The sequence below is a fragment of the Tepidibacter aestuarii genome (genome assembly GCF_934924865.1).
In the GTDB taxonomy this organism is placed as follows: Bacteria; Bacillota; Clostridia; order Peptostreptococcales; family Peptostreptococcaceae; genus Tepidibacter_A; species Tepidibacter_A aestuarii.
In genome coordinates this window covers 572,589-586,751 of sequence record NZ_OW235315.1, presented here as the reverse complement: position 1 = coordinate 586,751, position 14,163 = coordinate 572,589, and the positions used below count along the sequence as shown (strand labels likewise).

Annotated in this window: 13 protein-coding genes; all 13 read right to left on the bottom strand. The window is 30.1% G+C overall.

Annotated elements, in window-relative coordinates; all coding sequences use genetic code 11:
• Positions 1-118: 118 nt before the first annotated feature.
• The 13 genes from M2214_RS02790 to M2214_RS02730 all read right to left on the bottom strand — a co-directional run bounded on the left by M2214_RS02790 (position 119) and on the right by M2214_RS02730 (position 13,994).
• Positions 119-1,120 (bottom strand): aldo/keto reductase, encoded by a 1,002-nt coding sequence (locus M2214_RS02790; protein WP_248482604.1) that lies wholly within the window; start codon positions 1,118-1,120, stop codon positions 119-121.
• A gap of 65 nt (positions 1,121-1,185) precedes the next feature.
• Positions 1,186-2,193: an electron transfer flavoprotein subunit alpha/FixB family protein gene (locus tag M2214_RS02785; protein ID WP_248482602.1), complete on the bottom strand. Its 1,008-nt coding sequence runs from the start codon at positions 2,191-2,193 to the stop codon at positions 1,186-1,188.
• Positions 2,194-2,206: 13 nt separating this feature from the next.
• Positions 2,207-2,989 (bottom strand): electron transfer flavoprotein subunit beta/FixA family protein, encoded by a 783-nt coding sequence (locus M2214_RS02780; RefSeq protein WP_248482600.1) that lies wholly within the window; start codon positions 2,987-2,989, stop codon positions 2,207-2,209.
• A 13-nt stretch (positions 2,990-3,002) separates the two neighbouring features.
• Entirely contained in the window at positions 3,003-4,142 is a 1,140-nt protein-coding gene (locus M2214_RS02775) for an acyl-CoA dehydrogenase (RefSeq protein WP_248482597.1), read from the bottom strand.
• 120 nt (positions 4,143-4,262) lie between these two features.
• Positions 4,263-5,180 carry a DMT family transporter gene (locus M2214_RS02770; RefSeq protein WP_248482595.1) on the bottom strand — a complete coding sequence of 306 codons (918 nt, stop codon included), beginning with the start codon at positions 5,178-5,180 and terminating at the stop codon, positions 4,263-4,265.
• Between the two features lie 239 nt (positions 5,181-5,419).
• A complete protein-coding gene (locus M2214_RS02765; protein ID WP_248482593.1) occupies positions 5,420-6,253 on the bottom strand; it encodes a deoxyribonuclease IV in 834 nt (277 codons plus the stop codon).
• Between the two features lie 78 nt (positions 6,254-6,331).
• The gene (locus M2214_RS02760) at positions 6,332-6,916 is read right to left on the bottom strand and encodes an ArsR/SmtB family transcription factor (RefSeq protein ID WP_248482591.1); all 585 of its coding nucleotides are present in this window, start codon (positions 6,914-6,916) and stop codon (positions 6,332-6,334) included.
• 75 nt (positions 6,917-6,991) lie between these two features.
• Complete coding sequence (gene glsA / locus M2214_RS02755; RefSeq protein ID WP_248482589.1) at positions 6,992-7,909, bottom strand: glutaminase A; 918 nt, start codon at positions 7,907-7,909, stop codon at positions 6,992-6,994.
• A gap of 20 nt (positions 7,910-7,929) precedes the next feature.
• Positions 7,930-9,588, bottom strand: a complete 1,659-nt coding sequence (locus tag M2214_RS02750; protein ID WP_248482587.1) for a nucleoside kinase — start codon at positions 9,586-9,588, stop codon at positions 7,930-7,932.
• Positions 9,589-9,670: 82 nt separating this feature from the next.
• Complete coding sequence (locus M2214_RS02745) at positions 9,671-10,417, bottom strand: sugar phosphate isomerase/epimerase family protein (protein ID WP_248482585.1); 747 nt, start codon at positions 10,415-10,417, stop codon at positions 9,671-9,673.
• A gap of 29 nt (positions 10,418-10,446) precedes the next feature.
• The gene (gene lepB, locus M2214_RS02740) at positions 10,447-10,980 is read right to left on the bottom strand and encodes a signal peptidase I (RefSeq protein ID WP_248482583.1); all 534 of its coding nucleotides are present in this window, start codon (positions 10,978-10,980) and stop codon (positions 10,447-10,449) included.
• Positions 10,973-11,791: a hypothetical protein gene (locus M2214_RS02735; RefSeq protein ID WP_248482581.1), complete on the bottom strand. Its 819-nt coding sequence runs from the start codon at positions 11,789-11,791 to the stop codon at positions 10,973-10,975. The genes lepB and M2214_RS02735 overlap by 8 nt, the downstream gene beginning before the upstream one ends.
• A gap of 223 nt (positions 11,792-12,014) precedes the next feature.
• A complete protein-coding gene (locus M2214_RS02730) occupies positions 12,015-13,994 on the bottom strand; it encodes a 5'-nucleotidase C-terminal domain-containing protein (protein WP_248482579.1) in 1,980 nt (659 codons plus the stop codon).
• Between the last annotated feature and the right edge of the window lie 169 nt (positions 13,995-14,163).

Genomic DNA, 14,163 nt, shown 5'->3' with positions numbered 1-14,163 from the left:
TGTTTTTTTCATTTGAATTTTTAGCTGTATAAGTGCCCTTTTGAGTAAACCAATCCTAAACTGTTGAATTCTTGACTTCATACTCTTTTTATGGAGTCTTAGAATTCTTTTAATTTTTCTACTCTCCTAATACTTTAGCTACGTTTTTTAACATTCCCCTAATATTTAAATTATATGGACATTTTTGCTCACAAAGTCCGCACTCTATACAGTCAGATGCTTTTTTATCTAAGCTTTTGTATCTATTTACAGACCATTCTTTTAAATCATACCTAGTGTAATATCCCTCTAATAAAAATTGAAGAGGTATATTTATGTTTTCAATACAAGGCATGCAATATTCGCATCTTCTACAAAAACTATTTCCTAATTCTTCTTTGATTTTATCTATAAAAACTTTTTCTTCTTCAGTCAATTCAATTTTATCATCTAGTATAGATACATTTTCTGCTATTTGATCAACCTTATCCATTCCAGGTATTACAACATCTATATATTCTTTTGATATTATGTACTTAAGCGCAAGCTTTGCATTAGTTAATGCTCCACCAGCAAGTGGCTTCATTATTATCGTTCCTATCTTTTTATCATTTGCAAGCTTTAAAACTTCCTCTCCTTGAGTTTCAACTATATTGTACGGTATTTGTACCGTATCGAATTTTTCATCTTCTATAGCCTTTTTTATAACATCTACACTATGGCTTGTTATTCCTATATTTTTTATTTTGCCTTCCTCTTTAGCTTCTAATAAAGCCTTATAAGCCATATTTTCTTCAAATAAAGAATCATATTCCTCAATCTTAACATTGTGCATTTGATATAAATCTATTTTCTCACGTTTTAAGTTATCAATACTTATACCTATATCTTTTTTCATTCCTTCATAATCTCTATTCATAGATTTTGTAGCTATTATAAACTCATAATCTTTATTTTCTATGCTATTTCCTATATATTCTTCGCTTATAGTATAACCTCTTGCTGTATCTATGAAATTTATATCATGTTTTATAAGTTCATCAATTATTTTATCACACTCTTCTTGAGATGCTCTTTGAATAGGCAATCCTCCGAATCCTACTCTTTTTATGTATAGATCTGTTTTTCCAAGCCTTCTCATAAATACTCCCCCTTATAATTTATTATTAACTCATTATAACAAAAAAACTGGTTTTTCAACCAGTTTTAATCTTTGAGTTTATGAGATTTTATCTCCTCAATTAAACAAGGTATAACCTTATTTACATCACATACAATTCCTAAATCAGCCACATCGAATATAGCAGCCTCCTTATTTTTGTTGATAGCTATAATAAACTCCGAATCCTCCATACCAGCTATATGCTGAATGGCTCCAGATATTCCACAGGCAAAATATACATCAGGTCTTACAGTTTTTCCTGTTTGACCTACCTGTCTATCCTTTTCTAACCATCCTTCGTCTATTACAGCGCGAGACCCAGATACTTCTGCCTTTAATATATCAGCGAGCCCATCTAGATTGGATAAATTTTCTTTGTTGCCTATGCCGCGACCTCCTGATATAAGTATCTTTGCATCTTCTATATTTATTTTTTTACCCTCTTCTTTAACTACTTCTAATACTTCAATATCCATATCATTCTCATTTATATCCACAATATGATTTTCTATTTTACCATCTCTATTTACATCCTTCATAAATTTTTTCATAACTCCTGGTCTTACTGTAGCCATTTGAGGTCTATGCTCACTACATACTATCGTAGCCATAATATTTCCACCAAAGGCCGGTCTTGTCATCAATAGATTCTTATCTTCTTCATCAATATCTAATGACGTACAGTCAGCTGTAAGTCCAGTTTTTATTCTTGCAGATACTCTTGGTGCTATATCTCTGCCTATTGATGTTGCACCGATTAATACTATTTCAGGATTTTCTGTGTTTATAATAGATGTGAGTGCCTTAGCGTAAGTCTTTGTTATGTAGTATTCTAATTTTTCATCATCTACAACTATTACTTTATCAGCTCCCATATGTATTAAATCTTCTGCATTTTTAATTTTATTTCCTATTACAACAGCACTTAATTTCACATTTAGTTTATCTGCAAGCTCTCTTCCCTTTCCTAAAAGCTCAAGTGATACATTTTGAATTTCAGATTCTCTTTGTTCTATATATACAAGTACACCCTCGTGTTTTACATTATTCACAATACCACCCCTTTTATATAATATATTTTTCTTTTAATTTATCTAATATAATATTTGCGGCTTCTTTAGGAGTTGCTTCATGCTTTACTCCAGCAGCTTTAGCCCCTTTTGTAAATGATTTTTTAACCTGTGTAGGTGAACCACTAAGCCCTATATTATTCTCATCTACATCTATATCATCTAAGGTCCACATTTCTAGTTTGCTTTCATCAAAACATTCATATATTCTTTTAACTCTCATGTATCTAGGCTCGTTTATCTCTTTTAAAGTAGTTATTAAACACGGAGTTTTAGCCTTAACTTTGTAGTATCTATCTTCAAACATCCTTTTTAGTATTATACTTTCGTCACAAATATTTAAGTTCTCAACGTAGCTAATAGATGGTATATCAAGATGTTCTGCTATTTGAACTCCAACTTGAGCAGTATCCCCATCAATAGCCTGTCTTCCAGTTATTATAATGTCGTAATCAAGCTTTTTAATAGCGCCTGCAAGAGTAGATGATGTTGCTAATGTATCTGCTCCTGCGAATTTCTTATCACTTAACAAGATAGCTCTATCAGCCCCCATGGCAAGTGCCTCTCTCAAAGCCAATTCAGCCTGCTTAGGTCCCATAGATATAACCGTTATATTAGCTCCTATTTCTTCTTTTATTCTAAGAGCAGTTTCTAGCCCACTTTTGTCATCAGGATTTATTATACTCTTTACTCCATCCCTTATTAACGTACCAGTTTTAGGGTTAATTTTAACTTCAGTAGTATCTGGAACTTGCTTAATACAAACTATTATATTCATAGATTTATCCCCCTTATTTTAATAAATTAGCTGCTATTACCATTTTTTGTACTTCTGATGTACCCTCATATATCTCCGTTATTTTAGCATCTCTCATCATTCTCTCTATATCATATTCTCTTGTATATCCATATCCTCCATGTAATTGAACACATCTAGTTGTAATATCCATCGCTACTTCAGATGCATATAGTTTTGCCATTGCAGCTTCCTTAGAGTAAGATAACCCCTTATCCTTATTCCAAGCAGCTTTGTATACTAACATTCTAGCTGCTTCTATTTTCGTTCCCATATCAGCTAGTTGGAATTGTGTATTTTGGAAGTTAGCTATTGGTCTTGAGAACTGCTTTCTCTCTTTAACATAATTAACAGTAGTATCAAGAGCACCTTGTGCTATTCCAAGTGCCTGTGCTGCTATTCCTATTCTTCCTCCATCAAGAGTCTTCATTGCTATTTTAAATCCTTTTCCTTCTTTTCCCAAAAGATTTTCTTTAGGTATTTTACAATCTTCAAATATAAGCTCACATGTCGATGATCCTTTAATACCTAATTTTTTCTCTTTAGGTCCTACCTTAAACCCTGGAGTATCTTTTTCAACTATAAAAGCAGTTATTCCCTTTGTTCCTTTCGTTTTGTCTGTCATAGCCATAACTATATAAATATCTGCATATCCTGCATTTGTTATAAATATTTTCGAACCATTTAATATATAATAATCACCATCAAGAACAGCTGTTGTCTGTTGAGATGATGCATCCGTACCCGCATTAGGCTCTGTAAGTCCAAATGCCCCTAATTTTTTCCCACTTGCTAAAGGCTTCAAATATTTTTCTTTTTGTTCATTTGTTCCAAATTCATTTATAGGAGCTGCACAAAGTGATGTATGTGCAGATAATATGACACCTGTAGTTGCGCAGTATTTAGATAATTCTTCAACTGCAAGTATATAACCTAAATTATCCCCACCTTCACCTTCATACTCTCTACTAAAAGGTATTCCCATAAATCCTGCTTTTTTCATTTTTTCTACAGTTTCAACAGGAAACCTCTCTTGTTCATCTATTTCACTTGCTAAAGGCTTGACCTCATTCTTAGCAAATTCTTCATACATTTGCTTTAACATATTATGTTCTTTTGACAAATCAAATCTCATAACTTCTTATCCCCCTTATTAAATAATTCTTGTCCTGAAAGTGATACATTAATATATATTTAGAGGAATTTAATTTTAGAACATATTTTACGAATTTCAGCATGAAAATACCCCCACCTTTTAAGATGAGGGCATCCCTTTATTAGAAACCTCGCTCTGATCTGCAATAGATTCAGACTGTGATTTATTTTTGATGTATACTTCACCAAAAATAGCTCCAGATAAAATAAGAATTGCTCCAACAATTTGAACAAATGTTAAGTGTTCATGCAAAAAGATTGCTGAAAATATTAACGCTGAAAGTGGATCAATATAACTACACAACGCCACACTTTGTCCTGGCAAATCTTTCATAGATGAAAAATACAACAAACACGCAATTCCTGTATGAACAAACCCAAGAATACAAAGCGCAAGTAGTGATATGCCTGTTGGAATTATCCATTCCCCTTGATGCGAATGCACAGCATAAGGAATTAACACAATAGTCGCTATTACTAATTGAATTACCGTAGTTTCTAACGATGACATTTTTTTGATATGTTTATTTGCTAATATTAGTATGGCATAAAATAATGCCGCCAATAACCCATATCCTACACCTAGTAGTTCTTGTCTTGATGCAGAATGCACTTGATTCACAAGAATCATTCCAATCATGGATACAACTATTCCAATTATCTTATTGGATTGAAGTGATTCCTTTAATACAAAAGGTGAAAGTAGCATTACTATAATTGGTGCACAATAATACAATAACGTGGCCACACTAACGCTCGTGTAGCTATATGCTTCAAATAAAAATAGCCAATTTAATCCCAAGACTAGACCTGAAATTAAAAGCGGAACTACATTAGATATTACTTGTTTGGTATTAATTTTATTTTTCGAAACAAACATCATAAAAAATAAAAAACAACTCCCAATAATTGTACGACAGACTACAATTTCTACACTTTCAAGTGGAATATTTTTTACAAAAATACCTATACTACCAAAAATAAGCATTGATACAATAAGTTTTACATAAGGTTTCATCATATAACCTCTCCCCATTTCAAACAATAGAATTAATCATTTTATTATATATTTTATTTCTTAATAATATATATTTTATTTTTAAACTCTTCTTGTTTTATTAAATTGCTATTTATTTTGAATTTTCTGTTAATTTTATCTGTATTAATTATAGCATAATTTAGTTTCATATTATTAACAAATTTAAAATAACTACTTAAATTTCGTTTATATGAAATCTAAGTAGCTATTTATTCAAATTATTGTTTCAAAAAATTCCTTATCATCTCAATTTCTTTTTTATGGCCTTCATCATCATAAGGAGTCTCTAAGAAAAACGGAAGATGCTTAAGCTTTTCATGCATCATAAACTCCATCAATCCCTTAAATCCTATTTTTCCCTCTCCAATACCTGCATGTCTATCTTTATTGCTGTTAAACGGCATCATGCTATCATTAAAATGTATTACTTTTAATTTATCAAGTCCTATTACTTTATCAAACTCATCAAGCACTCCATCAAGATCAGTTACTATATCATATCCAGCTGAGAATATATGGCATGTATCAAGACATACTCCTACCTTATCCTTATACTTAACCTTATCTATAATACTTTTTATCTGCTCAAAGTTGTATCCTATTTCGCTGCCTTTTCCAGACATAGTTTCAAGAAGTATAATTACATTTTGATCCTCTGTTAAAGCCTCATTTAATGCACCTGCTATTCTTTCTATTCCAAATTCTATACCTCCACCTACATGGCTTCCTGGATGAAAGCACATATACTCTACCTCAAGTTCATCCATTCTCTTTATATCTTCTTTAAATATCCTTCTTCCAAATTCATATACATCGTCTTTTTTACCACCAAGATTCATAGTATAAGGTGCATGTGCAAGCATTGCTCCAAAGTTATTTTCTTTTCTTATTCTTTGAAATTCAGCTATATCTTTTTCAACAAATTCTTTTGCATTTCCTCCCCTCGGATTTCTTGTAAAAAATTGAAATGTATTAGCTCCTATATCTAAAGCAACTTTAGCAGCCTTTGAATATCCTTTTGCTATTGATATATGTGGTCCTATAACTAGCATATAATCACTCCTATTTTAAAATTCAATTATAACTTTAATATACCCAAAAAAAATAGACATCAACAAAATTGTCGATGTCTATTTTTTTACCTTCTTTTCTTTTCTAAGATCCGGCACTCCCATTAATGTTATATTATATGGTCTAGTATTTTCTCTATGCTTGTCGTCCCTATCTTTTAAAATCTCCATAATCTTTTTTTCTAGAGTGTCCATTACTTCTTTGCATTCTTCCTCTGTTAAATAATACTGATTATAATGTCTCACATGTTTAGACTTAACTTCATCATTTTCAGCAGCTCTGTAAAAATCATCACTTATTTTTTCAAACAAAGATATTGAAACTTGATTTAGCGTTCTAGCTACATTTTCATCATAAACAGCAGAATTTAAAATGCTCTTATCCATAATAACCATTTTTGCCTTTGGCAGATAGTACTTTTCTATAATTCCCGATTTAACTTTTTCCTCTACTAATTCTAATATCCCTGCATTTAATAAGGTTTTTATATGATAATTTACCTTTGCATGGGGTTCTGATAACAATTCTGACAATTGCTTAGCTGATAGAGGGTCCTCTCCAAAAGCCTCTAGTATATCTACTCTATACGGATGAGACACAGCCTTTATTTGCTCAATATCCCTTAAAACCAAAATATCCTTCATAACATCACCTTTACTTAGTTTTTATATATTATATTATTTAACATTGCAATTGTCAAAATATTTTATATATATTTTTTAGAATATGCTTAAATTCAATTTCTGAGATACACTCTGCATAACCTTTATTCCAGCTATACTATTTCCTTTTTTATCAAGAGATGGCCCAAATACTCCTATTCCCATTTTGTTAGGAACAGTTCCCATAATACCTCCACCAACTCCTGATTTTGAAGGTATTCCAACATTTATAGCATACTCTCCAGATGCATCATACATACCACATGTAACCATAAATGTTTTTACTATCTTAGATACCTCTTCATCAATTAATCTCTTTCCAGTCAATATGTCAACACCATGTGATGCAAGATTCACTCCTATTCTAGCCAAATCTCTAACTGTTATCTCAATAGAACACTGCTTAAAATATAAGTCAAGTACATCCTCTACGTTCTCAGTTAAAACTCCTTCACTTTTTAGAAAGTATGCCATTGCTCTATTTCTATCACCAGTAAGCTTTTCAGACATGTAAACCTCTTCATTTATACTCAACTTTTCATTTCCAGAAAGTTTTTTAAAGAAATTCATCATCCTATTTAACTTATCTGCATTATTTCTCCCTTTAATCATAGACGTTATCATTATAGCCCCAGCATTTATCATCGGATTATAAGGTATTGAAGGCTTTGACGTTTCAAGCTTCATTATAGAGTTAAAAGGATCTCCACTAGGTTCCATTCCAACCTTAGAAAAAACCTTATCCTTTCCATTATCCATAAGTGCCAAAGCAAGAGTTATAGGCTTTGACACACTTTGAATGGTAAACTTGTTATCACAGTTACCCGCTTCATAGATATTATTATCCATATCTACTATACAAATCCCCAGGTCATTCTTATTAGCTTTTCTTAGTTCAGGAATATATGTAGCTACATTTCCATGTTCAGTATAAGTTTTATTGTCGTCGATTATTTGTTGTAATATTTTATCCAAATCTTATTCCTTCTTTCTATCTAATGTACCAATCTACTTCCACCTATAAATTCTTTAAGTATTGATGTTGGCGGAATATCACCCTCATCTTCTATTGTAACAAAATATTGTAAAAACTTTAATAGCCTATTAGCTTCTCTGTACTCTTTACAATTAGGATCTATTTCTTTTAACAAAGGCTCTGCATATTTTTTAAGTATAGACAACTCATATATAGAAGCAGAATTAAACATAACATCTGCATTTTCTTGATATGGGAAAATATAATTTTTCTCACCACGTCTTACCATAGACCACATCTGAATAGTTCTTACCGCGCTATGTCCTCTGAACTGATTATCTCTTACCATTCTTCTTATAAGTCTTACATCCGTTGTGTGTATTCTATTATGCTCATCTAAATTAAGCTGAGTTAAAGCACTTACATATATCTTAAACTTATTATCTTCAGAAATAGACTCCGTTAGCAAATCATTAAGGCCATGTATCCCTTCTATTATTATAGGCTGATCATTATTAACCTTTAAGGTATTTCCTCTATATTCTCGCTTACCAGTCTTAAAGTTGAAGTAAGGTACCTGTATTTCTTCTCCATTTATAAGTTTTTGTAAGTCCTTATTGAAAAGATCTAAATCAATAGCATATATAGATTCAAAATTGTAATTTCCATTTTCATCCTTAGGTGTATCCTCTCTATCAACAAAATAATCATCTAAAGATATAGATACAGGTCTTACCTTATTAACTCTCAACTGTATAGATAGTCTTTGTGCAAAACTAGTCTTACCCGATGATGATGGTCCGGATATCAATATAACTCTACTCTTTTTCTTATTTTTTACTATCATGTCAGCTATTTGAGCTATTTTCTTTTCATGAAGAGCCTCTACAGTTCTTATAATATCTCCATAATCTCCATTTTCTATCAAGCGATTTAACATAGCAACCTTATGAACATCCATTATCTTAGCCCATTCCTCTGCTTCTTTGTAAACCTGTGCAAGCTTTGGTTGATCTATAAATTTAGCTACCTTATCTGGGTGTTCTTTTTTAGGTCCAAGTATAATAACACCTGGATTGTGATATTTTAAATCAAATAATTTTAAATATCCTGTAGATGGAACCATGTAACCGTAAAAATAATCTTTTATCCATCCACACTTGTATATACTTACAGTGTTAGATTCTTTATATCTAAATAAATCTGCCTTTGCATTCTTCTCACTAGTCTCAAATATTTTTATAGCTTCCTCTATAGGTAGCTTTTTCTTTTCTATAAGAACATCCTCTTCTATTATTTGTCTCATTCTATTTTTTACCTTATCTATATCTGATTCATTTATATCTCTATCATAGTTTATTTCACAATAGAGACCTTTTCCCATAGAGTGTTCTACCGATACTCTACATCCCGATAACATCTCTTCACAAGCTCTTATAAATACAAAAGATAAACTCCTCATATAAGTTCTAATTCCATCCTGCTTTGTTAAATCTACAAACTCAACACAACAATCTTTATCAACTTTATAAGTTAATTCTCTAAGGCTGTTGTCTATGACTCCAAGAACTATAGCAGAATCGTATTTTTCCTCATAGTCTTTACTTATTTCAAGAAGTGTAGTACCAGCTTCATATTCTACAATATCATCCATTATATTGATTTTAACTTTATTCATAGTATCAGCTCCCTTGCTTTTTTTAGATTCTGTATAATAGTATATGTGCAAAAAGAGAGCAATTGCTCCCTTCTTCTATTTTTTAGATATTTTTTTGTATAGTTTGTATAAACTTTATACTCTCATTTATATATTTAGTGTTCATTTCAAATACTAAGTATTCGTTATTATTAATTTCTAATACATCTTTTATGTCTTTTTTAGTTAACAAACCATTTTCACTTAAACCTAAATGCAAGTCTTCATTTCCATCATTGTCACTCAAATGAATCAATCTTATATTATTAGATAATCTACTTAAATAATCGTCTTTATTTATAAGATTATGACCTATATCATAACAAAACCCCAAACTATATTTTGTCACATTCTCAAACAAATATTCAAAATCTGATACTTTATTTCCAAGGTTAATCAAATCTCCATTTTTGGAGTATGTATTTTCAATATATATATCTGTATCTTCTATATTGTTTAAAAGTTTCGAAAGAAAGTTTACAGTATTATTTAAATACTCAATCCTATTCTTTTCAACTTTATTTTTAAGCCCATACCCTAAATGTAGATTGTAATACTTTACATTAAATTCTTTTCCTATCTTATAGTTTTCATAAAAATAATCAAGCCAAAACTCACTTGCCTTCTTTATAGGATCACAGGTATTAAGCTCCATAGGCATGTGAATACCTATTGATATATTATTTTTTGTAAACTCATCCTTAGTTTGATATAAATAATTCCAATCTTCAAGATTGTCTATTCCAACTTCTATATGGTTAAGCCTTAATTTTTGGCATAATTTTATTTTTTCCTTTATTTCGTATGCCATGGAAGAAAATCCGATTCTCATATTCACAATTATTTTAATGAACCTATTTTATTAAATGGATAAAGTCTTACAAAAGCTCTACCTATTATCTCATCTTCATCTACAAAACCAACTCTAGGGTCTCTACTGTCTAAACTATTAGGTCTATTATCTCCCATAGCAAATATATGACCTTCAGGAACTACAGAATCTATAATACCATCTGTGTAGTCCCCATTTATATAGCCTTCTTCAAGTTCTACATCATTGACATACACTTTACCATTCATGACCTTAACCTTGTCTCCAGGCAGGCCTATAACCCTTTTAACCAAGTCCTTTTCTTTCCCATTTTCTTGGACAAGATGTGACTTAAATATAACTATATCTCCTTTTTGGGGCTCATGCATAGTATATGGTATTTTATTTATTATAAGATAATCATTTTCTTCAAGTGTAGGATACATAGAATATCCTTTAACAAGAGTAGGTCTTATAAATAAAGTTATAAAAAAAGCCAATACACAGGCTATTCCTATAGTCTTTACCCACTCCAAAATCTCAATTTTTAATTTTTCATTCATAATAAACGTCTCCTTTATCCCTTATATATTTACTTAGAAGTTCTATTATTATATTATTTATATCATCATATTTATCAAATTTTATATCAACATCTAATTTTTCACATGCTGTTATAAAATCATCCACAACTTCAAAGGGCTTACCATATATATGTTCTATATCTTCTTTGCTAACTCCTTTGAAACCATGCCCAACAGGACAGTCATTTCTAAGTCTTATCAGATTTTCTAATTTTTCACTATTTAGTATTTCTAATACATCGACTATTTTTTTCGTTTTTCTCATATTTTTGTTTATATACCTAGTAATTCCATAAGTCAAGTTGCTAGTATATATATTATACCTCTTTTTAAGTATATTCAATATATTTTTTTTAGATACCATATACCCTAGCATAGATACCTTAGTTTTATTAGATTGACTTTTAACAAATATATACTTAAATAAAGCTTCCTTCAATCTATATATTCTTCCTAAAAAATCTATATATTCTTCATTTATTAACTTTATCTTTATATTCTCTATGAATTCCGAAAATATAGCAGCAACTTCTCCATCTAGCAAATCTATAGAATTATTTCTAAGCTTTTTTATATCTTTTCTATTTTTTATTTGAGGAGTTAACATATCAAGCTTTTTTACAGCAGTTCTAAAATCAAAATTAACAGATGATTTACAATAATTAACCAATATATGAAGATCTCCATTATTTATTCCAAGCTCTTCTAATATATCTATAACAGCATCATAATTATATCTTGCCAAAAATTTTGTTATTACAAATTCATATTTTTTGTCTATGCTTCCCATATAACCCTCCTATTAAAGCAAAAATTAGTGTTATATATAATATGCCTTTTATTTAGCTTATTAAAACAATTAAATTTTTGACATAAAAAACTCACCCATTGATTTGTTGTAATATCTATTACCTAAAGGTAGTTATACTCTGGTTTTGTAATTATCTTATTCACAAATTGAAAGTTATATAATTTCCTTGTATATAAAAAGACCCTAAAAGGGTCTTTTCTGATTACATAGCTGGTACTTTGATTACTTGATTTGGATATATTAAATTTGGATTATTTAAATTGTTATACTCAGCTAACTTCTTCCAATCCATATTAAATTTCTTAGCTATCTTCCAAAGAACATCTCCATTTTTAACTGTATAACTTTGTTCTTTAACAACAATTTCTTTCTTTATAACTTCTTCCTTTTTAGGTTCCTCTTTAACATCATCCTTAAGTAATCCTTGCTTTTGAAGTTCATATACATTTAAAGATTTAACATTCGGAGTTCTCTTATCCTCTGATTTTGGAATGCTTATCTTTCCGTGTTTAACTAAATTGTAAACTTCATCTTTTAAAGGATTATTTAAATCCGCTCCAACTATTTTCCAGTTATTATCAACTTTTGGAGCTATTTCTTTATTTTCAGTAACATATTTTACTATAAGATTTCTTATACTTCCATCTGCATACTCTAACGAAGAGTCAAAAACTTTATCTTCTTCTTTGAAGTATCCATCCTTAACCATATTGCCAAATCTATAGTTATTAACTGCAATAGTAAATGTCATATCATCAGTAACTGGCTGACCCTTGAACTTAAGATCGATTATTCTTTGTCCTTCTGGCTTTGATATATCTATGTTATAATCAACACCTGAGAACATATCGTAGTTATATCCTCTTATTTCAGGATTAAAGCTAACTGTAACATCTCCATCTTTATATGTATTGTAATATCTTGCAGACCACTCCATATAATCCTTTAATTGTTTTCCTGTAACCTTAGCACTAATTAAAGTATTTGGATACTTGTATATATTAGCAACATCTTTTTTCTTAAAATCTCCTTTTAAAAGATTCATATCATTTTTAAAAGCTGCTGCTGATGATATATCAGCTCCAGAATAATGCATTTGAACTTCATTTATAAAGTCTATTAACGCAGTATCTTCTACTTGAGCTGTAGGTATACCAGGTAGTACTTGAATATTTTCTATAAAGTTATCAGTAACAGTTCCTATTATCATATTTGCATCATTTCTAGAAGTTTCATTAATGTAATTATATTTAGATTCAAGCTCTTTATCTGCTTCATAAGCTTTAGTATCTATGTTTTCACTATTTTTTTCAACTACATCCCATTTTCCATCTTCTTTTTTTAATTTTAAATCTATTTTAGATACTCTATTACCATAACTCTTAGGCTCAACAACTAAAGTGTCTCCTATCATTTCACCTGAAACATCACTATGAGCATGTCCCATTACAACAGCATCAAGCTCTGGATTTTTTTCTATTATGCTTCTTGTCCCATCAAAATCTGTATATTCATTTTCAAGTCCCATGTGGAATACGCCAACTAATACGTCTGCTTTCCCTTTAAGTTCATCCATAACTTTCGTAGTTTCTTCAACAGGGTTTCTAAATTCTAATCCTTTGAAATGATCTGGAGTTGATGATTCCCATCTTGGTATATTAGGAGTAATCATCCCTATTATCGCTACCCTAACTCCATCTTTTTCTACTATTTTATAAGCATTATAAGCTCTTTGTCCATCTTCTTTATATAAGTTTCCAGCTAAAACTGTCGCATTTGAAGTCTTAACTGCCTTATCTAATACATCAAGACCAAAGTTAAATTCATGATTTCCAAGAGTCCATGTATCATATCCTATATCATTCATAACTTCAATTATAGGATTTTTATCTTTTCCCTGGAAAAGTTCTATTGAATTATCTTGAGTAGTATCTCCTGCATCAACTAATATTACATTTTTATTATTACTTTTTACTTCTTTTACAATATTTGCAACCTTTAAATATCCTGCATCAGAATCTTCTGTGTCTAATGCATAATCCCATGGAAATATTCTTCCATGCATATCACTTGTTCCTAATATAGTTATAGTTGCTTCTTCTTCATTTGCACTAACTATAGATGGTACAATTAAAGTTAAAAGCATACTCATTATAAGTAATATTGATATTCTTTTTTTCATATTTTTTCCCCCTTATTATTTTTATGTATTTAATATTTATTTTCATAACATTTTTTGTATATAAAAACACATCTTTACAATTAGGATAACATTTTCCATTATGTGTTTCAATAAATTTTTATATTGACTATATATATATATACATTAAAATATAATTAGGACAAAACTA